This window comes from Haladaptatus halobius (assembly GCF_020618475.1).
Lineage (GTDB): Archaea > Halobacteriota > Halobacteria > Halobacteriales > Haladaptataceae > Haladaptatus > Haladaptatus halobius.
In genome coordinates this window covers 398,361-420,305 of sequence record NZ_CP085340.1, presented here as the reverse complement: position 1 = coordinate 420,305, position 21,945 = coordinate 398,361, and the positions used below count along the sequence as shown (strand labels likewise).

Below are 21,945 nucleotides of genomic sequence, written 5' to 3'. Positions count from 1 at the left end.
GCTGCGACAGGGGGAGCAAGCAGACGGCATGGGAGGATGGGGTGGGATGAGTACGAGAACCCACGTCGTCTGCTGGGATACGCTGACTGCATTTTACGCTTGGAACCCGACCGATAAAGACGTCAGCCGACCAGAGCGGAAGTGAAATTGAATACATGGGAGGACTCGCGGGCCCGACGCTTCTCACCAACAACGCCGAGTCGAGAGCGTATCCGCCAAGGCGAGTATTCTTGAGTTAGTATTCGATACTAACAATCAATGCCCAACAAAATCAAACGGTCTGGCATGGCTTTGCTCTCCAGGTCACAAAGCCCGCCCGAGCCGCTAGACTCGTTGAAGAGACTGACGATGAGCCCACCCGTCTTGCAGACATTCGCGTGTTTGCCTTCGACGGTCTCCTCCTCGTCATCGACTTCGACCGAACCACTGATGAGAATATCGTCGAACTCGCAACGTCAGCCGCGCTCGACACCGTCTCGATCCACCGAGTTGCAAACGCTTCACTCCAAATCGCAGGGAATGGCTATCAAGTGCAACTCCCCGGTGCTGTAGATGCAGGATTTCACGTCGGTGATCGAGCGCGCTGCACGCCAGCACCGAATCTGCTCGTGATCGCAGCAGAGGGATCCAAACGAGTGGCAGCGGATATCGTGACAATTCGACGTGAGCAATGATAGAAGTGGTACGATTGCTTCATAAACAACCCATCCCACAAATGCAAGGTTCCGACCTCTGCTCAAAAGGATAGCTACGCGGACCCGTCGCGAAAGCGCTCAATCGGCTCTGAGGAGATTTCATCATAATCGTCATTCCCACCAACAAGGAGTGTTGCGTCGAGATGAGTTGCGGTCGCAAGTGCGAACGAATCGCCCAGAGCAGGATTGTACTTGAGAATATAGTCGGAAGCATCTATCCACACCTGATCGACGTTCACTGGTTCGATGCCAAGATCATCAAGCCACTCTAGATATTCGTCAGCCGTTGCTCGGTCGTACTTCCGGGCGAGTGTATACCGAACTTCGGTGAGATTCACACAGCTGGCGTATCCAGCAGTATGCTCGGTAGCAACTGCGTTGAGATACTCCTCAACGCCTTTGCTTCCAGGTTCATCGTCTGCATGGGCGATCAACGGCTCAGCATCGAAAACGACGCGATCGGGACTCGTCATTCGTTCTCAGATGAAAACTGGGCTTCGCGATCGTCTCGGTCTTGCTCACGTTTCTCACGGAGAATCTCTGTTGCCGGTGTGTCGGTGGTCGCGTCACTACGAGCGGCGAATCCGCGCATTTCACTGGGTGAGCGGACATGCTCGACGATGACGGTACCATCGTCAGTTTCACGGAATAGTACCTTTCCCGGTGCGTCAATTCCAAGCTTGTCGCGGAATCGCTTTGGGATGGTTGCTTGGCCATGTTTCGAGACAGCGACAACCTCCTTTTCAGAGTCATCTGGTTGTTCTGATTTACTCATTATTCATAATCTAGTGGCTATTCATAGGTAAGCCTTTCTCTTACAGCAGACTTCTGGAGGAGTCCAATGCGGTAGCGAAGAAACACGTAGGAACTGGCCTATTTCCCCTGAATAACCACTATTCGTTTTCAATACCGAGCAGATCCGCCAACTCATCTAAATCTCGAGATTCTACATCACCTAGCTGGGCCATCCCTAATTCGAGAAGTGGTACGAGGAAGTCTCGAAATGAAGCGGTTCAACTGATTACACTGATCCGCTGGAGACGATTACGGTGCTTCGAAACCCGATTCGTGATCACCAACTCATCCGGATCGACCACCCCACGCTCAAGCCGATCAACCCACGACCGCAGTTCCCCACAAACCGCTTCCGGATCACGATACGCATCCATCGCTCGAATCAACTCCTTATGCGCCTCATCGATATACGTCGGCGTACTTCGCTGGCGACACTCGATACCCCGATACTTGTACTCGTCTTCCCCAGTGACCTTCCCGAAGTACTTCGTCAACGCACCAGCATTCGAATCCCGCAGTGGAACAAACGCAATCCAGTCGTAGTGGGCTTCGTGTTCGAGACGAATCTCCACCTGCTTAGAAATTTCTCTGTGAGGGTGTGGAGGCCGTCTTTCTCAATCGTACTCCACCACTTGCCAGCCGACGAATACCTGCGGTCGTAGTCGGGGGGACACATCGTCAACGAAACGATAGAATCAGTGAGTGCGAAGATACGAAAATTGGGACAGGACCGCATCTGACCAGGCGTTCAACTCGTGTTAGAACCACTGTTTGGTTTCTGGAAGCGATTGCGCCTTGTAGAGATACTTGATACCGCCATTGTCCACCGTTCGCGGATACCGCTCGACAAATTCCAGTTCGAGCAGCGGTTTCAATTGCTTGCCAACTGTACTAGAATCGCGGTCGAGAGCGTCGGCAATTTCAGCAATTGAGCAATGTGGATGGTCAAGGACCGTCAGATACACACGAAACTCGGCTTCGTTGATACCACAAATGATGGCCGTCGCATCCGTCAGTTCAAGATTAGAGTTCTCTGTCAGTAGTTGCTGAAACGCTTGGACTCGTTCGGACGCGTCCTCATCAGCGTGTACGTCCCTCCCTGTCATCTCGTTATCTGCTTGATCCATACGTGAATGGTCTAGTGATAATTAATAAGTTTTTCCGACACACCGACGTAAGCGCGCAATGAGATCCAGTCAGTCCGAGTGTAACAGCATGCGTTTCGTGCTGTTTATAGTCACGGCAAAGAAAGTCCCCCAGCGTGTCGCATGCAGAGCGCGTCGGTGGACTCATCGAGCTTACTCGGCCGGGGAATGCAATTGCCTCTGGTGTGCTGACGTTCACAGGCGCGTTCGTTGCCGAAGGCAGTGGGATTCTTTCCCACCTCGGTGCGAGCAGTGCAGCCACCATCACAACGATTCTCGCAACAGGGGCGGGGATGGCCATCAACGACTACTTCGACCGGGATATCGATCGGATCAATAACCCTGAGCGGCCAATTCCTCGTGGCGCAGTCGCTCCTCGAACAGTGCTCGTTTTCAGTGTCATCCTCTTTGTGATTGCTGCTGGATTCGCTCTCACGCTTCCACCGGTAGCGATGGGCATTGCGGTAGTGAATCTCGTCGCGCTCGTCACCTATACGGAGTTCTTCAAAGGGCTACCGGGAGTCGGGAACCTACTCGTGTCGTATCTTGGCGGAAGTACATTCCTCTTTGGAGCCGCTGCCGTTGGCCAGCTGAGTCCCGCCGTGGGTGTTCTCTTAGCAGCGCTGTCGACGTTCGCACGTGAAGTGATTAAGGACGTTGAAGATCTCGCCGGAGATCGAGAGGAAGGGCTGAATACACTCCCGATTTCCATTGGACGACGTCCTGCACTGTTGATCGCGATGGCGGTGCTGCTGATCGCGATGCTTGCAAGTCCGGTGCCGTATTTCATTGGAACGTTCGGAATGGCGTATCTTGTGCTGGTTACACCGGCAGTATTCGTGATGCTCTACTCCGGATATCGGAGCTTCAACGACCCAACGGCTGGCCAGTCGTTATTGAAATATGGTATGTACTTCTCAGCAGTGGCCTTCATCGGCGGCCGTCTGACACTCCTTCTGTGAAATACCGCTGGCTCTGTTGAGACGTCTATCAGGTGATGATTTGTGGGAGTCGTGCTGAATATAGAGTAAGTATTCAGCACGGCCCGAACCAGTGCGTAATCGGCCAAACCTGCCTCGGTGAATAATGCTACCGCTTCAACCCGTACTGTTCGAGGATCTTGCCCCGTCGTTCGTGGAACTGCGTCACACTGAACTCATGGTCAAGCTCCGCCATCCGCTCGCCGAACTCACGTTCAGTGAACGTCGATTCGCTACGGCTCACCTCGTCACGCATTGCGAAGAACGCTTCGAGGTACTCGTCGAAATTCTGGTTCAAGAACACATCTAAGAAGCATACAGGCTCGTCTGTTGCGTTCCAGAACGAGTGCACCAACCCCCTCGGGCGCCAGTGCATCCCCCCCGCTGGGACGTCGTACACCTCGTCTTCGACCATGACACTGAGCGTCCCCTGAAGCACGAACGAGAGTTCGTCGAGGTGCGTGTGTCGATGCGGCGAAGGCCCCATCGTCTTCGGAGCGAGAGCCGTTTCAACGCAGGTGTACTGATTCGCGGTTTGGGAACTCCGAACTCGGATTCGGATGTCAACTCCTTGCAGGCCGGCCTGTAACGGCTCCATGGGCGAAACCTGGAATGCTCGAAACAGCCCATCGTCGTACGAGATGGCCTCTACGTTCTTGCATTCCGGTAACGGCACCGACGTACTGTCTTCTGATTCTGGACCAGTTGCTTTTGCCATAGTTAGTTCTCTCTGTTGGTGAGAATTCGTCGGCACTGCTGCCTGCGCCTCCCCCCCGATACCGAAGAACGCTCACATCAGGTACGGTGTGTCAGCGGTTAACGCTTTCCACGAGGGGGTGATTGGTCTGGTTACACGAATACAGGTATTCACCGTTGAGATTTAGTATCGGTTCTTGCTGAATACGCGCTCTGTATTCAGCATGCCATTCCTGTCCTTCTCCGAGGATCTCAACGGAGTCATACCGCTGTCGAAGATCGAACGAACTACGAACAAAAGCTAACTACCGCCGATTATCGCCGTTTCAGCCACATTGGCAGCCCATCTTGAGACTGGAGTGTGAGTCCGGGTTCAACCGCTAACTCATCTTCTCCCTTCCACTCAACTTCCCAGTCTTGCCCGATTGTCGCGAGCACGAGTGTTGCTTCGAGCAAAGCAAAGTCACGGCCAACGCACGCTCGACGACCCCCACCAAACGGCATATAGGCATGCTATGGAAGTTCATCTTCTAGATTTGATTCCCATCGATCCGGCTGGAATGAGAGCGGATCATCGTAGAACCGTTCGTCACGGTGGACAGCAAGAATACTCAGATGCACTTCTTCATCGGCGGGCAGCTGATAGCCGTTCACATCCACCGTTCGAGTTGTTTGGCGGGGAATTGTGTGAATCGGCGGATAGAGTCGCATTGTTTCTTTGAGAATCCGACGAGTGAACTCCAACTCATCAATATCTGCCTGCGTAGGGCCATCGCCATCCAGAACAGCGTCAAGTTCGTTGTGAAACGCCTCTTGGAGATCAGGATGTGTCGCAAGTGCGTACCACGCAAACGCGAGTGCCGAGGCAGTCGTTTCGTATCCAGCGAAAATCATCGTAATCACTCTCAGGACCACCGATGATGAGATCTAGCTCTCGGGTGATGCCACCGACCTCGATCGTCTCCGGAGAGCGTTCATCATAGTCGAATTCGTCTATGGCCTCGTAGGTCTCGAATGCGAGGATGACATCAACGTCGCTCTCTTGTGTAACTTTCTTGGCCGGGTTCACGAAACTTCCCGTGAGCCACGCACTGAGAAGGCGATCCTCGTCGACTTCGAGTGCATCTCGGATTTGAGACCTAGAACTCGATGAGAATGACCTAGAGTCCGGGCTGGCTCTTGAAGTCAAGAGGGGTAGGCCGATCTCGGTTAACCATCCTGATGGCGAAAAACGGTGGACACCGGGCTGCATCGTTCGGGCTACAGATGGGTGGGATGGATGTGTGCTGGCGAAGTACTATTGTGAAATCAAACTGATAATGCGTAGTTCGAGCGGTCACAAGGTGCGCAGTGATGGAGGAATTGGCGAGACAAAAACGAGTGGGGAGCATACTCGCCATGTAAATTTATTAGGAATCGCAAAGAACCTAAACACGCTCAGAGAGTGGTATTGAATCTATTCCTAACGGGTCGTATGAAGGGGCAGATTACATGGACGATGATGGGATCAATGATGGACCGTTCAAACTCCATGTGAATATGGAAATTCGTGATGACGAGGTCGTTGCAGATTGGAGTGGGACTGACGATCAAACGGATGGTCCAATTAATGCAACATTTGGTGTCACCAGTTCAGCGACATGGAACGCTGTCCTCCAATTGTATGATGGCGAAGGTGAGATGCCAGTCAATGCGGGGTCCTATGAACCCATCCACGTCATCGCTCCACCTGGAACGATTGCAAATGTCGATTATCCAAAGCCGGAGGTCGGTGGCAATACCGAAACACACCCGCGTATGGTCGATACAATCTATCGAGCAATGTCAGAGCCACTTCCGAATAAAGTGGCAGCTGCTGACGGTTCAACGTGCATGAATTTCCTTTTCGGTGGCGAACATCCAGATACAGGCGAACCATATGTCAACTACCATCTTGAGGGAATGGGGTGGGGTGGCCGTCCATATGGCGACGGTAACGATTCAGTGATTGTTGTCAATGGGAATTGCCGTAATACACCAGTTGAAGTCTTTGAAACCCGCTATCCATGGCTAACAGAAAAATATGAGTTACGTCAGGACTCTGGTGGGCCCGGTGAATATCGTGGTGGGCTCGGTATCGAACGGGTTATCGAATCCAGAGCACCGCAAATAACCGTCTCTGCTCTTTTTGATCGAATGAAGAACGCCCCATGGGGGCTCAAAGGTGGTCAGAAAGGCGGGAAAAGTTCGATTGAGGTACAACCGCGCGGGGACGATGAATTCCAATCGTTTGTCGATGCATTCGGAACGGATTCGCCGAGTAAATTTGCAGACGTGAAAGTTGGAAGCGGAGATCGGATCCGAATTCGGAGTCCAGGCGGAGGTGGATACGGCGACCCGACGGATCGAGATATTGAGAAGGTTCGTGAAGACGTTATGGAAGGATTCGTCTCTGCTGAGTCTGCCCGTGAGGACTATGGAGTAGGCGATGACGAAATGGACGAAGAGATAGCAATCGAGAACCCAGGTAAATAAATAGAGACAGACAGCGAGGTCTGAAGAGCCTCTTTTACTTTCACTTGTTTATAAAGTCAGACTCGTCGTCAGTTTTGTCATCCTCGTCAGCAAGAATGGTGTCAAGCGAGCCGTCGACAATGGCAACTGCAACGCCGACTATGTGCTTGCAAAAGTCGTGGCGATGGACGTGATGCGGGCAGGTGCAGGCCATCAGGTCCTCGGTCACGTCGTCGATGGAGACGGTGTACTGGTGGTCTGCGGGGGTGTCGTGACTCTCGTTGGTGACTTCGATGAGTCCGGGGGCTTCGACGTCGAAGGCAAATTGTTCCCACTGTGCGCGTTTCTGTGCCGTCTCATCATTCTGTGGGATCGGTGGCTTGCTGCTATTCTCGTTCTTAAATTGTGTCGAATGAAGTGATAACGTCGCTCGTCGAATACACCGGTACCAGATCTTGCTCATCGAAATCAGAGTCATCGCTCCAGACGCCTGCTTCACAAGCGAGCGCACATGCAACATACAATACATCATCAGGGTCTGTCGCACCAATTGCGTCATTGGCCTGCTCATTAAACGGATAGAAGTCTGTAGCGGGGATGACGTCGATATATTGAAAGAGTAGTTCGATGAACTGATTGACTCAGTTCGCATCCATGCCGGATTTCTCAACAATGAGATCTTCGTAGTTCCCGATTTCGTCGTGGACAACTTCAGGAGTTAGAAGATTGGGTTCAAGTGTGACAATGAGTTCGCGTGTTTTCGAATTCGCGATGAGCGCAGAGATAACGACGTTGGCGTCGACAACCAGCTTCATTCGTCAGTACTACCTCGACTCTTCTTCGAGGGATTTCCGTGCGCTCTGATTGATCTTTGCGGAGATTTCCTCGACATCCTCATTGGTGAGTTCACTACCAGCGGTGAGTTCGTCCATTAAGTCGAGCTTTTTGACCTTGTCCTCGATTGCCTGGCGAGTGACCTCGCTCCAGTTGATCTCTGGATGGTTTTCCATTCGCCGCTTGAGGTCGTCATCGACGTTGACCGTGATGGTGGGCATACAGGATACTATGGAGACACAGAATACTGTGTCTTTCGATTAATGTCATAGATACCATAGCGCGGATACCCGCGACTTTAGGCGCGAGAGGAAGCGCGTACGCTTGACTACTGTACCATCGTTTTCTGCCGGGACGACTCTTGATTGTATATTTACCTTTATAAGCATAGTTGTTGTATATGATGTATGGAGGTCCGGCGTACCGTTCAAGTCAAACTTTCTGTGACTCAAAGCGACGCCGACCTTCTTCACGAGACGATTCAGCAGTTCCGATGGGCCGCGAACTACGTCGTTCTGAACGCTCGAAACGACGACGGCTACATCGAAACGAGCAAAGGCAAACTCAACAGCCGAACCTATGACGACGTTCGGAGTGAAACAGAGCTTCACGCGAATCTCGTTCAAGCGGCACGGAGCCGCGCAGCAAACGCGTTGAAATCCGTTGTGGCGAAGTGGAAACGTGGAAAGAACGCGAGTCTCCCGTACTTCTCGTCGCCGTTCCTCGAATACGACAAACGAAGCGCGACGTTCCACGACGACCACGCGTCGCTTGCGACTGTTGACGGTCGAATCACCACCGACTACGTGTTGCCTGCCGACGACCGCGAGACGCCACATTCGGAGTACCTGTTTTCCGACGACTACGAGACGACCGGCGCGACGCTTCACTACCGCGAAGCCACGGACGAGTTCTACCTTCACGTCAGAACAAAGGCTGACGTGGACGCTCCCGAACCACGCGAGAACGGAACGGTTCTCGGCGTGGACCTCGGGGTCGAAAACATCGCCGTCACCTCGACCGGCGTGTTTTGGTCGGCCGCCGAACTCGACCACTGGCACCGCGAATACGAAAAGCGTCGTGCATCGCTCCAACAGTGTGGCTCGCATGACGCTCACGAGAACATGCAAGCGGTCGGGGTGAAAGAGACGGGGCGATTCGAGCAACTTCTTCACCGCGTGTCGAACGAGCTGGTTGAAGAAGCCGACGAACGCGGGTGTTCGCATATCGCCTTCGAGGACTTGACTGATATCCGCGACCGGATGCCCGGTGCGAAACGACTTCACACATGGGCGTTTCGGCGTCTGTTCTCCTACGTGGAGTACAAGGCCGAAGAACGCGGTATTTCGGTTCAGCAGGTGGACTCGGCGAATACCTCGCGTCGGTGTTCGTCGTGTGGGTTCACTCACGAGAACAACCGTTCGTCGCAGGATACGTTTGAGTGTTTGAAGTGTGGCTATGCGAACCACGCGGACTATAATGCGGCGAAGAACATCGGTTACAGGCTCCTTGGCACGCAAACCGCTGGCGAAGGAGGCGCACCCGTAGGCGTGCGCTTGAACACCGGGATGATGAACGCGAACGGCGTTACAGCCGTACCAACGTTGGTTAGAGCGGGAGTCCATGGTCACGCCGCTGCTAACGGGATTGGCCTCTTTGCCGCTTGCGATCTTGCGGTGCTCGCGGACGGAACCAAACTCGGCGCTACCGCCCCCAACGTGGGTTTATTCTGTATGGAGCCTGCCGTGCCGTTGATGCGTTCGCTCACATAGAAACAATGTCTCGAACTCTTGCTGACAGGCGAGCTCATTGATGCTAAGACCACACTCGGCTGGGGACTTGTTAATCGTGTCGTCCCCAAGAACGACCTCCGAAAGGAGACAATTGCACTCGCGGAGTCAATCGCAGAGAAGAGTCCGGTCGCCGTCCAAATGGGCAAGTAGGCCTATTACGTGATGAACGATCTAGACTACGACACCGCCCTCGAGTACTCGAATGAGCAGTTCGCCTCGCTGTGTACCACAGGCGACGCGAACGAGGGCATTGATGCGTTCTTCAATAAGCGTGAGCCCGAGTGGCCTGGTAAGTAATTCGGCGAGCGTTACTATCCTGCCTGCTTGAAGAGTTCGGTGAGAAACACGGTGTAACGTGGAAAGCATACGAACCACCCACAGAGCAGAATAACGGAAACGCCCGCCGCAAGCGACTGTACATCGATCTCGACGTGTGAGACGACAACAAAGGATCCGGTTTCACAGAATAAACGACCGAATGAGTGTGAAAATTAAGAGAATGCTATCGAATTCCATCATCGAAGATCCACGGATAGAAAAGGTCCACAGATGTAGCTGTGTCTGCATGCACTAAACCCCCTTCCTTAAAAAGCAATACGGGGGCAAAACGAGCGAGTAAAGCGGGGTAATTCACTACGGATCAATAGGTTTTTGCCAGCTGTTCAACCTCTATCTAAGGATGTCTACTGATACAAAATTAGAGACCGCAGCAGATGAATCGGAGTCTTTAGTGTCTGTTGGTGTTGTTGGCGGTGGTTTTATCGGACAAACCGTTGGCGATCAATTCCGAGAACTCGATGATGCTCGTGTTGAGGCCATTGCCGATATAGACAGTAAGACGCTGCAAGCGGCTGGAAATGAACTTGGAGTGTCAGAGCAAGCACGCTATGAGGACTACGAAGTAATGTTGGAGTCGGAAGACCTCGATGCGATATTGATTGGAACTCCGCACACGCTTCACTATGAGCAGATACTCACAGCAATGGAGCATGATCTACATATCCTCTGTGACAAACCTCTGACAGCAAATCTGAACCATGCTCGCGACCTCGTTGAACGAGATACCACCCGTGACGAGGTACTGATGGTGGGATACCAACGTCATCTCTATCAAGCGTTCGTTGAGACACGAGACATATTGAAGAATGAAGGCCGTATTCCACGCTGGATAACCGCTGAAATCAGTCAGGACTGGGTAGACCGATTCGAAGACGCGTGGCGGATGAATCCGAATCTCTCTGGTGGTGGCTATCTCTACGATACAGGTAGTCATATTCTCGATTCGATCCTTTGGAGTACAGGTCTCACGCCGACAGCAGTGTCCGCTGAAATGGATTTCGTTGACGACGAACAGCGCGTTGACGGACAATCTCATGTTACGATCCGATTCGAAGAAGGAACTACAGCGACGATCGTATGCTCTGGTGAGACCCCTTGCATGCGCGAGCACATCCACATTTGGGATGAAGAAGGCGCCATATATCTTGAGAGTCAGGATTGGGAGCCGAACAAACTTACAAAAATAGACTCCACAAGCGGTGAATATGCTCCTCACCTCGATCGTGGTAACCCCCCAAACAAGGCAGAGGCGTTCGTCCGATCGATCCGTAATGGCAAAAATCCACCGGCAACTGCTCTTGATGGACTGCGGGTGACTGCAGTTACAGAAGCAGCATATGAGTCTGCACGACAAAATAGCGAGTTTGTTGCTATCGACCCAAATGATGTTGCGTTAGAGTAATTCAAATCTCCTTTTCATCGAGGACTCATTCACTCTCCGTAATAATTAGGAAACAATAGCACTTAGAATACTGACCTAGTCAACTTCCGTGAGAAACGCGCAGAGAGTCAGCAGGTCGAAGACAAGTACCTGAATGTCCTTGAGCACGCGAAGAACGTTGCCAAGACGAACGACGTGATGGTCGCACGACTCGGGTATCGAGAGGTCGCGACGCATTACGGGTGTGCGTACAAGAACGACGGGTATCGCGTCATGGAGGAAATGGCCGAACGTGTGCCCGGCGTGACCTACAAAGAGTCACGGACGTTGTCGGTGGACGATGCAATGGGTGTCGGCGGGCATCACATCGAAATCACGTTCGGGCATCCTGATCTCGCGGGGTGGATGCGAGCACACGAAGCGAACGCGGAACTAAATGGAGGGCGCTGATTATAGCGTTGTAATCACGGGGGTTCGGAGAACCCCCATTTCGGCGGCACCACCACAAGAGATTCACACCACACTGCCGGTGACACATGGTGGGAACGGTTGTACGGCTACTGTGGAGTGTGTCTGTTTCTGCGTCTGTTTCTGCGAAACGGAGGGGGTCGCGTTCGCGATCCCCCTCTATTACAACGGTGTAATGGACTACGTCCGCTCGCGACAGTTGAGGACAGCGTGAGTGAGAACGTGCCGAAATGATTCAAGATTTCGAGTCAGCAGTTGAATGTCTCCTTCCTGTCGTCTGTGAGGAATGGCGTGCCAGATATAGAGGGTGTAGTCAGCACTGGAAAGACGTCTGCGAGAAGGTGTGATATCCCACCTCAATCGGTGTCACCTACAGCGTGAACACGTACGCCGAGCCCGTACCCATACTGTTATTTGGAATAATTTCCTGTGGGTCGCCGATGAGGGCAGTAGTGCCGTCACCCGACACTGCCACTGACGCGCCGAATCGGACGCTTTCGTCGCCATCAAAGGAGAGCGTGGTCTGTTGGCTCCAGGAGCCGCCGGAGGCCTCGAAGACGTACGCCTTGCCCGTACCCATACTGTTTATATCCATTTTGTTCTCGGCACCGACGAGGGCGGTGGTTCCGTCGTCTGACAAGGCCACTGACCTGCCGAACCAGTCCTCAGTGTCGACTGCATCGGCGGTGAACTTCGCCTGCTGGCTCCAGGACCCGTCGGTGGCTTTAAAGACGTATGCCGCGCCCGCGCTGTCACCGTTGGGATCCTCATCTCCGAAGGCACCGATGAGGGCGGTCGTGTCCGTAAACTCGCGGTCAGGCCCCCCCACGGCGCCTTACGGACGAATTACAAGGAGGAGTTAGCCGAATTACGCGCGGAACACAAAACCGAGATCGACGAGTACGAGGAGGAGGTATCTGCATTACAGGCGCGCGTCGACGACCTCGAGCGGCAATTGATGGCCGCGAACTCGCGAATCGACGCCTCGAACGAACTCGTCGAGCGCGTCGAGGAGGAGCAATCACTCGCGCGGCGAAAGGCCGAGGCCGGCCTCGTCACTCGCGCAAAATGGACGCTCTTTGGAATGGACGTCGAAAGTTAATATAGCGAAAAAGAGTTTATCGAACTCGACTCACCGCTCGAGGGGCGTTCCGCTTCAATACTGAACGATAGAGTCTAAGATACCTTGCGCGAAGGTCTGGCCGCCAATTTCACCATTCGCATACGCTCGAGCGTTGTCGGTCTCGACGACGTAATGCCCCATGATGGTTCCAGACCCTTCATGGACGATTGTTACGACTAGCTCATCCGGCGCGTTCGGGTTATCTTTCACGTATCCCGCCCAACTTCCGCCAATGGTTCCCATCTCGCCGGCGAGACCCTCAGACGTCGTTTGGGTAGTGTGGTGGTCCATCGAAGCCCAATTATCCGCGTCGATAACATCGACATTCTCGACATGAACTCCATTATCTGCGATCACGTATGTCATCATATCGACGGTCACTTTCTTCGACGGCGCCGACGTCGTCGGTTCAGGCGTGGGTTCAGGCGTGGGTTCAGGCGTCGGTTTGGCCGTCGTCGTCGGTTTGGCCGTCGTCGTCGTTTTCACCGTCGTCGGTTCAGGCGTGGGTTCAGGCGTCGCCGTCGGGGTTGGAGTCCTCTCGACGGTCGTCGACGCGGGTACGACGGTCGTCGTCGCTTTTGTCGTCGCTTCCGTTTGAGTCTGCTCGAGTTCCGCGACGGTCGTCGTCGTCGTCTCCGCCTCGACGGTTCCAGCAGGTTCCTCGGCCGGTGCTCCGCCGGCGCCAATGACCATTAGCGCGACGAATACATACACCGCTCCGACGCCCTTGTTTTTCCATGATGGTTCCGCGCCGATTCCTGGGAGTTTTCGGACAAGTTTACCGATAGTTGCTCTCATTGTGTTTCAACGAATTAACAAATGATTGATTGGGTTATAAGACTTTGGGTATGATTCCCCATTTTGCCCCAGGAGTGGGAAATTACTGATAATGGGTGGGTTTATTAGGGCGAGTCGCCTATTCCGAAGTATGCCAAAACTACAAGCGCCGTTAAAGATCGACGACCGAGGTCGAATCACGATTCCCAAAGCGCTCCGCGAGACCCTCGGCGTCGATGGGAGGGAGGCCGTCGTTCAGGTGACTATTGAACCCCTCGACGAGACCGACGACGACGGCGACGAGTAGCGGAGTCAAAGACATGGGAAACGGAACACAGCGTATACGCATTCCCGCCTCGAGCGACGATTCATATCGGCTATTCGAGCGAAGCCCCTTTTTCTATCAGACGGTAACTGTCGCCTCGCGGGTTAGTGGTGTTTCGAAAGAGACGATTCTCGAGGGGGAATACGCGCGGGAAATCGTCGTCGAGAACCATTTACTCGGGATATACGAATAGCTGGTTTTTCCACCCTTATGTAACAACACTTATCACCTATGGGGGTGTAGTGTTACATAAGGTCATGACGAACCAGATCGAACCCCATCCCCCGGAACGTTTGCCGAAGTATCTCGCCGACGGCCTCCCGAAACAATCGACAGAGACGCTCGAGGACACGCTCGTCTATCTCGAGCAATTGATCGAGTGGCGGAACCGACCGCTCGAGGCCGACGACCTCCCGGACAGCGTCGAACCCGTCGACGACGAGGAGAGTTCCGGCGGCAAAGGAACGCTCGTTAAAGAGCGCGTCAAATGCGGCGCGGATTGTACCTGTAACGACGGAAACGGCCATGGGCCATACCTCTATAGGTATTTCCGAGAGAAGGGAACGATGAAATCGGAATATGTGGGGAAAGCATGAGTCTCGTTTGTAGGATTCTCGGCCATGAGTGGCGCCTCGTCGGGGGCGTCGCGCGGAATGCTGGCCTGCTGCGTCCAACTCTCACTCGTTCCTGTGGAAGTCGGGTTTCCGGCGTTCCCAGAAATGCCGATACAGCCCGCGAGTCCCATCAGTGCGGAGACTCCTGTCGCGCCGAGGAATGTTCGTCTAGTTTTTTGCATAAATTCTCTGTGTGTGATCATGTAATAAGTCTTGTCTCCTAACCAGTGACCAACTTGCCCCCTATATGCAGCACGACCGCTGAAACCCATCACTGATTTTGGGTTTCAAAAGGTCGTGACTCTTGGTTCTATAGAGGCGCAGGTATGCAACAGAATCATCCTCCATACTTGGAATCGTTAGAGAAACGATGTGAGACTGATTTCGTCATGACTCGAGAGAAATTGCTCAATACGCTTCTCTCGCCATCCAAGCGGTGACAATACACTCGCTGCCGCACGAACCAACAACTCTCGATAAAATTCGGTATCATACTCACTTAGCTCCTCACTCGCTAACTTCACTCGCTCTCGCGACTGCTTTGCATCGTCCAGCACCACATACGACACGCTCTGACCAGGGGCACGCGCCAACCCCAAATCAGCCGCTCGTTCTAATGCTGCCACACTCCTTGTGGACTGCGTGTAGTCCTCCCGCTTTTTCGAAACCCGATTTGTGATCACCAACTCATTCGGAGCGACCGCCCCACGATCCAGTCGATCAACCCACGACCGCAACACCTCACAAACCGCCTCTGGATCACGGTACTCACCTACCGCTCGAATCAGCTCTTTCTGGGCCTCGTCAATATACGTCGGCGTACTCCGCTGACGGCACTCAATACCCCGATACTTGTACGCATCCTCTCCAGCGACCTTCCCGAAGTACTTCGTCAACGCACCAGCATCCGAACCACGTAACGGTACAAACGCAATCCAGTCATAGGAGGCTTCATGCTCAAGCCGAATCTCCACTTGCTTAGAAATCTCCGATGCAAGCTCGAACAGCGACGTCTGGTCCTCTCCCTCGATCGGTGTCACCCACACGCTATCGACGATCCCATGCACAATCCGCCACTCTAAATGCCTTGATTATGAGCTTCGTCTTCAAAGAGGTGAAACCACGAAGAGCACTCGATCCTAGGTGGACTTATCTTCCCAGAAAAGAAAGACGAGGATATGGGCGGGATCGAACTTCGTGATGGTACTCTTGTTGTCGATCGAAACCCCAACGATCTCGATGAGCTCGCGATTACATTCTCCAAAATTCTTGACGACCTTGACATCAATCATGTCTTCATCAGTGGTTATGTTGCAATCTTAGCCGGACGCTCAAGAGCAACAGAAGACATCGATATCCTTCTCGAACCACTCGATGAATCGACGATTGAACAGCTATCTGAGCGTCTACAAGCAGAAAATCTCTGGGGTCCAGCAATGCCACTAGACTCAATGTCGGAGATGCTGACCGAAGGCGACAATATCTGGGTGGCACGAGATGGTGAAATGATCCCACATTTGGAGGTCAAGTTTGTGGACGACGAGTATGATCGCGCTTCCCTCAAAAGTAGAATCACAGCAGAAATCACGAGCATCGACACCACACTCCCTATCGGTCCTCTCGAGCTGCAAATTGCGTATAAACTCTTTCTGAGCGCTCAGAAAGATTTCGAGGATGCTGTCCATCTATATTCGATGTTCGGGGAAACTCTTAGCATCCCAGAACTCCAACGATGGGTTACGAAACTTGGAGTGGAGGACGAGTATGAGCAACTCAAAAGGGCGTGATGCACTTGATGCGAAACACGAACGCAACCGGAAGCAACGCGTCACCAGCATCAAACGCTGGGTAGAGTACATTCACACGCATTCGCCGGACGACTGGGGAGAACAACAGAACCGTCTAATCAATTCGCAGCTTGAATCTGCCCGCCAGTCGGACATTGACGCTGAACAGCGCCGCCGTGTTGAGGAAGCTGGTCGTGACTACTCAAAGTGAACTACCCTACTTTTTCGGCCTGACAACCCCGTTGAAAATGGTGGTTCTCCGAACCTTGTTGCGGAAGCAGCCACTGCAGGCCGTCAGCTCTTCGAGACGGTCCAGCGCTCGGGACAGAGCACCGAACTCGTGAACTTCCGGGAAAAGCGCACAGAGAGCCAGCACGTCGAGGACAAATACCTCGATGTGCTTGCGCACGCGAAGAACGTCGCCAAGACGAATGACGTGATGGTGAGACCGTGCCGAAGTGTTTCGAGCTGACGAGTCAGCAGTTGACGTCGCCCACCAGTGACCTGTTAGGAATGGCATGCCAGAAAGAGAGGATGAGTTCAGCAGCACGGTCGTTTGTCCGGAGACAAAATTAGCTGTCGGTGCTTCCCCACCATATTCCGATAAAAACCCTGAGAAAGGGTATCAGGACGTAATTCACTGAATTCAGATCCAAGTCAAACCCCGACAAGTAACGGCAACTCACTCCACTTATCGGTGCTATCGTCGCTGTTCGGCTCTAAAAACTAATGCGCCGGTTCGATGGAACGACTCTATTTAAGTCCTTGTTCAGCGACTCGTCACTTATGCAACACTGCACTCGTCGAAGCACACTCCGTGTGATCGGTATTGCCCTCTTCAGTTTATTCGCTGGGTGTTCGGCCCTCTCTACGGACTCCTCAGACTCCGAGAATCTGTCCTTCGAGCGTCTTGACGCGACCGCTGTCTACGTCACCGACGGTGTCGAACTTTCAATGTCTGCAAAGGTCCAAACAGTGGACGGCACGCACAACGCCGACCTGCTGGTCCTTCCCGGTGACACGAATACCAACGCCCAAAAGGCGGTCAAGTGGCTCGCAGACGACCGAGTTATCGCCCTCCTGGGCGATAGTTCGGAGCCGACGTGGCTCTCGTGGACTCGGAGCGAAGCCTTTCGTGACGCGTTCCAGAACAGGGGATACGGCGATGGTGAACCAGATCCATCACTGGTAGTCGCGGCAAAAATTGGCCAGCTTGTCTCGACGTACCGATATACGTGGGGAGATGGCCCGAGTGATAGCGACGTTCTCAGGGCGCCCGACGAGTCGCTCGTAACCATTGAGAAGAAGACTCCTCCAGAATGAATTCGTTGCTGATTATGCGCTCTCTATTCAGCATAGATGCGATTACCTTCCCATCCGTTGCCAGAAATGTCGTGCTGAATACAGAGGATGAATGTAACATTGCAGTGGGGTGTATACGCCACCACAAAGGGTATGCTTCACAGTGTAAATACTGGAATATGGCTGTTCGCTCAAAATTATTCGCTGTGTTCTGCTATGGCTCATTGGCATTTGGTGCCCTCATGGGACTGCTTGGGGTGCGGCTTCTCGCGGTGGCCTTCTTTTGGCCGTCGGCTCCGATTAGAGCGTATCTCCCCGGGTTACTCATAACCCTCGGCAGTTCGGTTCTCCCCCTCAGTATCGGGCTGATGGGTCGATACATGTTGGCCAATCCCCACACCTACAACGCTCGTGATACCGTTCGCGCTAAGTGGAAGCAGTGATAGAGTGGGTGCTGGCCGTTCGCGGCTGGACTGACGGGAACGAGATCACCCGCAGAAACATCAACGAGTTCCCCGTCGATATCATCGTTGTGTCTTCGCTTGGTGACTGGGCACCACGAACGCAACAGCCAGTGAATATGGTATGGGAGATACGCGCTCTATATTCAGCAGCATTACTGAAACCCATCACCGATTAGGGGTTTCAACAAGGCCGTTGCTCAGTGTTTCTCAACCGAACGACGCCAAACTCGACTCGGTATACCGTCCTAACTCCTCCTCAATATCCGACTCACGCCACCCCAACGGCGATAAAACACTCGCTGCTGCACGAACCAACAACTCCCGATAGAACCCGACATCATACCCGTCTAACTCCTCACTCGCCAACAGCACCCGCTCACGCGACTGTTTTGCATCGTCGACCACAACATACAACACACTCTGGCCAGGCGCACGCGCTAACCCCAAATCAGCTGCCCGCTCCAGTGCCGCCACACTCCGCGTCGACTGCGTGTAATCCTCCCGCTGCTTCGAGACACGATTCGTGATCACCAACTCATTCGGATTGACCGCCCCACGCTCAAGTCGATCGATCCACGACCGCAATTCCTCACAAACTGCCTCTGTAACACGAACTCCAACACAACGGCGGTCGTGGTCGTCCCGAATTGACACAGTTCGGGACAGACGCCGGACGGCTACTCGTGAGTACGGTAGTTGTATCGGCACCTATCGGCTACAAACCAGCGGGAAGGGGAGAGCAGGTACTAGCCACCGCATTTGCGGTCAGAAACCAGGGATCACCTCTGTCGTCGACTCCCTCCGAGTGAAAGACAAAAGTCCGAGATAGTCTACTCAGACGAGACTGGTGATGGGCACTGACTATTGAGTTGTGAGACGGTGCAGCTGAACGTGCGGCGGGAGAACTTATTTCGATGCCCGCATAGTTTGTTAAGTCATATCATGACACAGAACGATACCACCGTCTACTATGATGATGATGGGACTCTATCGGACCTTGAAGACAGAACAATTGCGATAATTGGATACGGGAATCAAGGACGTGCACAGGCACTGAATCTTCGCGATAGCGGTGTCGAAAGCATAATTGTAGGGAATCGAGAAGACGCCTCGTGGAGCCGTGCTCAAGAAGACGGATTTCCCGTCTATCGAGTCCCAAAGGCGTCATCGAAAGCGGATATCGTGTTCATGCTGATTCCAGATGAAGTCGCACCGGACGTGTACGAAAACGCTGTCGAACCCGATCTTGACGATGGCAATGTAGTGATTTTTGCGTCTGGTTACAATGTCACCTATGGATTCATCGATCCGGATGACGGCCTCGATGTGGTACTGGTCGCACCGCGAATGATCGGGACGATGGTCCGAGAACTATACATCGAAGACCGCGGGGCACCAGCATTACTAGGGGTTCACCAAAATTCGTCCGGCGATGCAAAAGAAGTTGGACTTGCGATTGCAAAGGGTATCGGTGCGACGCGATCGGGTGTCGTTGAAAGCAGCTTCGAAGTAGAGACAAAGACCGATCTCATGACTGAGCAGGCACTTTTTCCAATCTTCGTGAGTGCCATGATGAGTAAATACGAGATCGAACTCGAAGCGGGAGTTCCACCGGAGGTCATCATGCTCGAACAATCACTCTCCCGTGAAATGGCCTACATTTTCCAAAAAGCAGCCACCCAGGGGATCATCGAGCAACTCTCACTTCACTCCCAAACCAGTCAGTACGGCCAACTGCGGGGAATCGATGCGTTCGACCGTCAACCCATCCAAGAGTACATGCGTGAATGCATGCACCGAATTGAGAAAGGCACATTCGCGACCGAGTGGACCAGAGAGCAACAGGCAGGTTATCCAACACTCGACCACCTCCGAAAGAAGTACGAGAAGACGGAGATGGTAGAGGCCGAACAGCAAACACTCGATGTATTTGGTCTACGCGAAGAAAGAACGAAAGACGAAGATTGAAAACCAACTACGGAACTGATGAGCTCCAGACCGGAAGGGAATACGGTTACAGAAAAGCGAACGCTCGAGCGGATGATCCCTCGGTATCCTGGAAATTGAGCGAAGGATAGAAGAAGTACGCTCGACGACTTTCGGCGTCAAGCACCTGATCGAGATTCTCACCATTCGTGCCACTGAATTCACCGCCTTGAGGTCAAGCACATCCACCTGAAGGACTTGTTCGAGATCGTGCCGGAAGCTCACGCGTTCATCAACCACAGCAACCCAAACAACAGCGGGATGATCACGGAGTGCAGCACGTGCTGTCGAAAACTCGCCGTCACCATGGGCGGACACGTAGATTGTCGGTGTATACGATTCATCAACTTCGCAATTCACCCCCGTCTCAGTTACCGACCATCGGAGCACGTCGCCGTCGACGTAGTCGATTTTGTACACCATCGCCTCATCCTCGATCGTTCAAATCGTCCTCGACGTGATCGAGTCGATCTTCGAGATCGTCGATCTGCTTTTGTTGTTCGAGGAGCATCGAGACGAGCGCCGGAACCTCGACGAACTGGTGGTTCTGCAGCCCGCTAGCATCAGCGTGTGCTCGGGCATATTCGAAGAGCCGATCAAACACCTCCTGATCGGTGTGTCGAAGTGCACGACGGTAGTCATCCCATCGTGATTCCATGACGCGCAGTGCGTCGCGATACGTCAGGTTAGTACGACCCATGGACACTCACCTCTATTGGGGAATCGGCATCAGCAACCGCTGGGTGGCGGGTTGTCAGCACCTGCTGCCAGAAGGCAAGCGTCGTTTGCACCATTCCATTGTCGAGTGGGTACACCAGCGTCTCGTACTCATCACCCGAAAAGCGTGGCCCGTACGCCGTCTGCTCACAGTGAATGACATCGTCCGCTCGCTCTTGGATCGGATCCGTCAGCGCATCATCAGTGTGCTGAGTCACGAGCACTGAGACATCGAAGGTATCTACAATTTTGCCGATGAGATCGACAGCCGCCGCGAGCATCCGCTCACCGTCGCCACGCGACAGCACCTCCGAGCGATAGAACCAGTCAAACGCCGGAAGGACGATAACGGCAGTGTCGTCCGTGAGTTCACGCACGAGATCCTGGCAGAGACTCTGATGTTGCCACGCGGTGAATGCACGTGCAATTCGGATGCGATCGAGGATGCGCATGGATGGTGCAATTCGCGATAGTGGTTGGGTCGTCCCGTGACCGTGGGCATCCACCCAGACGGCTGAACCACCGTCAAGGAGCAGTTTATCGAGTACGAGCGACTGTAACGCGCCGGTCGCTCGCTCATCCGTTTCGAGCACTGTGAGACCACTGTCGAGAGTCGGGAGTTCTGGGTGGTCGTGGCGCATCATGGATCAACGTTTCGACGGACCCATTCATAGATAAGACAGAGTCGTTTCCAGGTATTCCGATACAGGAATAAGCGACGGCAATCAGTGCGCGTCATAACCGTGCTAGTTGCGAATCATCGGTCGGATTCTATGGTTATCATGGGTCGCACGCAGCGCACTTTGTTCGTTTCCGATTCGGATTTCCGAAACCCAGATTCTCGACATTGCACCGCAACACGTGGGGTAGGACGCAGTGCTCCAGCAACAACCCACTAAGAGAGTAAAAGTGAATACGCCAAGGTTAGTATATTATACTAACTAGTATCAGCACCAATTCCATTCGGAAACGAATGAATGAGAGAATGGAGAGGGCCGAAACGTCAGTGGGGTGTTAGTCGTCAGAGTCGGCAAGGAATTGTGTGTACCACTCATCGGGCAACAGCGGGTCGAGGTCCGGAGCGTCGATCAACTCCACCATGTGGCCGATGTCATGGCCGCATGGCCGAATCATGATCACTGAAGGGCCGTGAATCTCTGTTGCGATCACTCGCTCGTTGTATTTCGGGCAGCGTTCGTCCGGCATTCGTTGGCCTCCTCGACCCGCAGCG

General features: G+C 53.4%; 34 protein-coding genes and 2 pseudogenes. 18 read left to right on the top strand and 18 right to left on the bottom strand.

Features of this window, described 5'->3' with window-relative positions; translation table 11 throughout:
• Positions 1–377 precede the first annotated feature (377 nt).
• Positions 378–674 carry a hypothetical protein gene (locus LIW51_RS35490; protein WP_227380243.1) on the top strand — a complete coding sequence of 99 codons (297 nt, stop codon included), beginning with the start codon at positions 378–380 and terminating at the stop codon, positions 672–674.
• A 74-nt stretch (positions 675–748) separates the two neighbouring features.
• Here LIW51_RS35490 and LIW51_RS35485 read toward each other — a convergent pair whose 3' ends face one another.
• The 4 genes from LIW51_RS35485 to LIW51_RS35470 all read right to left on the bottom strand — a co-directional run bounded on the left by LIW51_RS35485 (position 749) and on the right by LIW51_RS35470 (position 2,617).
• A complete protein-coding gene (locus LIW51_RS35485) occupies positions 749–1,168 on the bottom strand; it encodes a PIN domain-containing protein (RefSeq protein ID WP_227380242.1) in 420 nt (139 codons plus the stop codon).
• Complete coding sequence (locus LIW51_RS35480; RefSeq protein WP_227380241.1) at positions 1,165–1,470, bottom strand: AbrB/MazE/SpoVT family DNA-binding domain-containing protein; 306 nt, start codon at positions 1,468–1,470, stop codon at positions 1,165–1,167. The genes LIW51_RS35485 and LIW51_RS35480 overlap by 4 nt, the downstream gene beginning before the upstream one ends.
• Positions 1,471–1,708: 238 nt before the next feature.
• Complete coding sequence (locus LIW51_RS35475; protein ID WP_227380240.1) at positions 1,709–2,062, bottom strand: hypothetical protein; 354 nt, start codon at positions 2,060–2,062, stop codon at positions 1,709–1,711.
• A 186-nt stretch (positions 2,063–2,248) separates the two neighbouring features.
• Positions 2,249–2,617 (bottom strand): helix-turn-helix domain-containing protein, encoded by a 369-nt coding sequence (locus LIW51_RS35470; protein WP_227380239.1) that lies wholly within the window; start codon positions 2,615–2,617, stop codon positions 2,249–2,251.
• Between the two features lie 134 nt (positions 2,618–2,751).
• Here LIW51_RS35470 and LIW51_RS35465 point away from each other — a divergent pair, with 134 nt between their 5' ends.
• Positions 2,752–3,597, top strand: a complete 846-nt coding sequence (locus tag LIW51_RS35465) for a geranylgeranylglycerol-phosphate geranylgeranyltransferase (protein ID WP_227380238.1) — start codon at positions 2,752–2,754, stop codon at positions 3,595–3,597.
• 127 nt (positions 3,598–3,724) lie between these two features.
• Here the strand turns inward: LIW51_RS35465 and LIW51_RS35460 are convergent, their stop codons facing one another.
• Complete coding sequence (locus tag LIW51_RS35460) at positions 3,725–4,333, bottom strand: cupin domain-containing protein (RefSeq protein ID WP_227380237.1); 609 nt, start codon at positions 4,331–4,333, stop codon at positions 3,725–3,727.
• 293 nt (positions 4,334–4,626) lie between these two features.
• A pseudogene (locus LIW51_RS35455) lies at positions 4,627–5,205 on the bottom strand (cytochrome P450).
• Between the two features lie 278 nt (positions 5,206–5,483).
• Between LIW51_RS35455 and LIW51_RS40605 the strand changes: the two are divergent.
• Complete coding sequence (locus LIW51_RS40605) at positions 5,484–5,765, top strand: hypothetical protein (RefSeq protein ID WP_497007427.1); 282 nt, start codon at positions 5,484–5,486, stop codon at positions 5,763–5,765.
• Positions 5,761–6,825 (top strand): hydantoinase B/oxoprolinase family protein, encoded by a 1,065-nt coding sequence (locus tag LIW51_RS35450; protein ID WP_227380545.1) that lies wholly within the window; start codon positions 5,761–5,763, stop codon positions 6,823–6,825. Before LIW51_RS40605 ends, LIW51_RS35450 begins: the two co-directional genes overlap by 5 nt.
• A gap of 40 nt (positions 6,826–6,865) precedes the next feature.
• On the opposite strand, the gene LIW51_RS35445 is transcribed toward LIW51_RS35450, so the two are convergent.
• From LIW51_RS35445 to LIW51_RS35435, 3 genes and pseudogenes are all read right to left on the bottom strand, one after another.
• Positions 6,866–7,267 carry an SWIM zinc finger family protein gene (locus tag LIW51_RS35445; protein WP_227380236.1) on the bottom strand — a complete coding sequence of 134 codons (402 nt, stop codon included), beginning with the start codon at positions 7,265–7,267 and terminating at the stop codon, positions 6,866–6,868.
• Positions 7,203–7,619 (bottom strand): annotated as a pseudogene (locus tag LIW51_RS35440) (PIN domain-containing protein). Before LIW51_RS35440 ends, LIW51_RS35445 begins: the two are co-directional and overlap by 65 nt.
• Positions 7,620–7,628: 9 nt before the next feature.
• The gene (locus tag LIW51_RS35435) at positions 7,629–7,859 is read right to left on the bottom strand and encodes an AF_0619 family ribbon-helix-helix protein (RefSeq protein WP_227380235.1); all 231 of its coding nucleotides are present in this window, start codon (positions 7,857–7,859) and stop codon (positions 7,629–7,631) included.
• A gap of 186 nt (positions 7,860–8,045) precedes the next feature.
• On the opposite strand from LIW51_RS35435, the gene LIW51_RS35430 reads away from it, so the two are divergent.
• The 5 genes from LIW51_RS35430 (at position 8,046) to LIW51_RS35415 (ending at position 11,601) form a co-directional block, all read left to right on the top strand.
• Positions 8,046–9,410, top strand: coding sequence for an RNA-guided endonuclease TnpB family protein (locus LIW51_RS35430; RefSeq protein WP_227380234.1), 1,365 nt, complete (start codon positions 8,046–8,048; stop codon positions 9,408–9,410).
• 18 nt (positions 9,411–9,428) lie between these two features.
• Entirely contained in the window at positions 9,429–9,581 is a 153-nt protein-coding gene (locus LIW51_RS35425) for an enoyl-CoA hydratase-related protein (RefSeq protein ID WP_227380233.1), read from the top strand.
• Positions 9,582–9,593: 12 nt separating this feature from the next.
• Positions 9,594–9,728, top strand: coding sequence for a hypothetical protein (locus tag LIW51_RS38910; protein WP_255767706.1), 135 nt, complete (start codon positions 9,594–9,596; stop codon positions 9,726–9,728).
• 382 nt (positions 9,729–10,110) lie between these two features.
• On the top strand, positions 10,111–11,172 hold the full coding sequence (locus LIW51_RS35420) for a Gfo/Idh/MocA family protein (protein ID WP_227380232.1): 1,062 nt from the start codon (positions 10,111–10,113) through the stop codon (positions 11,170–11,172).
• Positions 11,173–11,349: 177 nt separating this feature from the next.
• Positions 11,350–11,601, top strand: a complete 252-nt coding sequence (locus LIW51_RS35415; protein WP_227380231.1) for a hypothetical protein — start codon at positions 11,350–11,352, stop codon at positions 11,599–11,601.
• Positions 11,602–11,989: 388 nt separating this feature from the next.
• On the opposite strand, the gene LIW51_RS35410 is transcribed toward LIW51_RS35415, so the two are convergent.
• Positions 11,990–12,448, bottom strand: coding sequence for an FG-GAP repeat protein (locus LIW51_RS35410; RefSeq protein ID WP_227380230.1), 459 nt, complete (start codon positions 12,446–12,448; stop codon positions 11,990–11,992).
• A 129-nt stretch (positions 12,449–12,577) separates the two neighbouring features.
• Here LIW51_RS35410 and LIW51_RS35405 point away from each other — a divergent pair, with 129 nt between their 5' ends.
• On the top strand, positions 12,578–12,721 hold the full coding sequence (locus LIW51_RS35405; RefSeq protein ID WP_227380229.1) for a hypothetical protein: 144 nt from the start codon (positions 12,578–12,580) through the stop codon (positions 12,719–12,721).
• Between the two features lie 54 nt (positions 12,722–12,775).
• Here LIW51_RS35405 and LIW51_RS35400 read toward each other — a convergent pair whose 3' ends face one another.
• Positions 12,776–13,540, bottom strand: a complete 765-nt coding sequence (locus tag LIW51_RS35400; RefSeq protein WP_227380228.1) for a DUF8159 domain-containing protein — start codon at positions 13,538–13,540, stop codon at positions 12,776–12,778.
• A gap of 130 nt (positions 13,541–13,670) precedes the next feature.
• Between LIW51_RS35400 and LIW51_RS35395 the strand changes: the two genes are divergently transcribed.
• The 3 genes from LIW51_RS35395 to LIW51_RS35385 all read left to right on the top strand — a co-directional run bounded on the left by LIW51_RS35395 (position 13,671) and on the right by LIW51_RS35385 (position 14,440).
• Positions 13,671–13,826 (top strand): MraZ N-terminal domain-containing protein, encoded by a 156-nt coding sequence (locus tag LIW51_RS35395; protein WP_227380227.1) that lies wholly within the window; start codon positions 13,671–13,673, stop codon positions 13,824–13,826.
• A gap of 13 nt (positions 13,827–13,839) precedes the next feature.
• A complete protein-coding gene (locus LIW51_RS35390) occupies positions 13,840–14,037 on the top strand; it encodes a hypothetical protein (RefSeq protein ID WP_227380226.1) in 198 nt (65 codons plus the stop codon).
• Positions 14,038–14,101: 64 nt separating this feature from the next.
• Positions 14,102–14,440 (top strand): DUF6788 family protein, encoded by a 339-nt coding sequence (locus tag LIW51_RS35385; protein WP_227380225.1) that lies wholly within the window; start codon positions 14,102–14,104, stop codon positions 14,438–14,440.
• Between the two features lie 377 nt (positions 14,441–14,817).
• On the opposite strand, the gene LIW51_RS35380 is transcribed toward LIW51_RS35385, so the two are convergent.
• A complete protein-coding gene (locus tag LIW51_RS35380) occupies positions 14,818–15,525 on the bottom strand; it encodes a DNA polymerase domain-containing protein (RefSeq protein ID WP_227380224.1) in 708 nt (235 codons plus the stop codon).
• A gap of 111 nt (positions 15,526–15,636) precedes the next feature.
• On the opposite strand from LIW51_RS35380, the gene LIW51_RS35375 reads away from it, so the two are divergent.
• Together LIW51_RS35375 and LIW51_RS35370 are read left to right on the top strand one after the other, a co-directional pair.
• Entirely contained in the window at positions 15,637–16,245 is a 609-nt protein-coding gene (locus LIW51_RS35375; protein ID WP_227380223.1) for a hypothetical protein, read from the top strand.
• The gene (locus LIW51_RS35370) at positions 16,223–16,456 is read left to right on the top strand and encodes a DUF8150 family protein (protein WP_227380222.1); all 234 of its coding nucleotides are present in this window, start codon (positions 16,223–16,225) and stop codon (positions 16,454–16,456) included. The genes LIW51_RS35375 and LIW51_RS35370 overlap by 23 nt, the downstream gene beginning before the upstream one ends.
• 6 nt (positions 16,457–16,462) lie before the next feature.
• Here LIW51_RS35370 and LIW51_RS35365 read toward each other — a convergent pair whose 3' ends face one another.
• A complete protein-coding gene (locus LIW51_RS35365) occupies positions 16,463–16,654 on the bottom strand; it encodes a hypothetical protein (RefSeq protein WP_227380221.1) in 192 nt (63 codons plus the stop codon).
• A 545-nt stretch (positions 16,655–17,199) separates the two neighbouring features.
• Here LIW51_RS35365 and LIW51_RS35360 point away from each other — a divergent pair.
• Together LIW51_RS35360 and LIW51_RS35355 are read left to right on the top strand one after the other, a co-directional pair.
• Positions 17,200–17,568 (top strand): hypothetical protein, encoded by a 369-nt coding sequence (locus LIW51_RS35360; RefSeq protein ID WP_227380220.1) that lies wholly within the window; start codon positions 17,200–17,202, stop codon positions 17,566–17,568.
• A gap of 221 nt (positions 17,569–17,789) precedes the next feature.
• The gene (locus LIW51_RS35355) at positions 17,790–17,990 is read left to right on the top strand and encodes a hypothetical protein (protein ID WP_227380219.1); all 201 of its coding nucleotides are present in this window, start codon (positions 17,790–17,792) and stop codon (positions 17,988–17,990) included.
• Positions 17,991–18,218: 228 nt separating this feature from the next.
• Here the strand turns inward: LIW51_RS35355 and LIW51_RS35350 are convergent, their stop codons facing one another.
• On the bottom strand, positions 18,219–18,665 hold the full coding sequence (locus LIW51_RS35350; protein WP_227380218.1) for a hypothetical protein: 447 nt from the start codon (positions 18,663–18,665) through the stop codon (positions 18,219–18,221).
• Between the two features lie 288 nt (positions 18,666–18,953).
• On the opposite strand from LIW51_RS35350, the gene ilvC reads away from it, so the two are divergent.
• Entirely contained in the window at positions 18,954–19,979 is a 1,026-nt protein-coding gene (ilvC, locus tag LIW51_RS35345) for a ketol-acid reductoisomerase (RefSeq protein ID WP_227380217.1), read from the top strand.
• On the opposite strand, the gene LIW51_RS35340 is transcribed toward ilvC, so the two are convergent.
• The 4 genes from LIW51_RS35340 to LIW51_RS35325 all read right to left on the bottom strand — a co-directional run bounded on the left by LIW51_RS35340 (position 19,947) and on the right by LIW51_RS35325 (position 21,920).
• Positions 19,947–20,420 (bottom strand): hypothetical protein, encoded by a 474-nt coding sequence (locus LIW51_RS35340; RefSeq protein ID WP_227380216.1) that lies wholly within the window; start codon positions 20,418–20,420, stop codon positions 19,947–19,949. The genes ilvC and LIW51_RS35340 overlap by 33 nt on opposite strands.
• Before the next feature lie 4 nt (positions 20,421–20,424).
• Entirely contained in the window at positions 20,425–20,697 is a 273-nt protein-coding gene (locus tag LIW51_RS35335) for a DUF8156 family protein (RefSeq protein ID WP_227380215.1), read from the bottom strand.
• Positions 20,684–21,358, bottom strand: coding sequence for a P-loop NTPase family protein (locus LIW51_RS35330; RefSeq protein ID WP_227380214.1), 675 nt, complete (start codon positions 21,356–21,358; stop codon positions 20,684–20,686). Before LIW51_RS35330 ends, LIW51_RS35335 begins: the two co-directional genes overlap by 14 nt.
• Positions 21,359–21,728: 370 nt before the next feature.
• Positions 21,729–21,920: a hypothetical protein gene (locus LIW51_RS35325; protein WP_227380213.1), complete on the bottom strand. Its 192-nt coding sequence runs from the start codon at positions 21,918–21,920 to the stop codon at positions 21,729–21,731.
• Positions 21,921–21,945 lie beyond the last annotated feature (25 nt).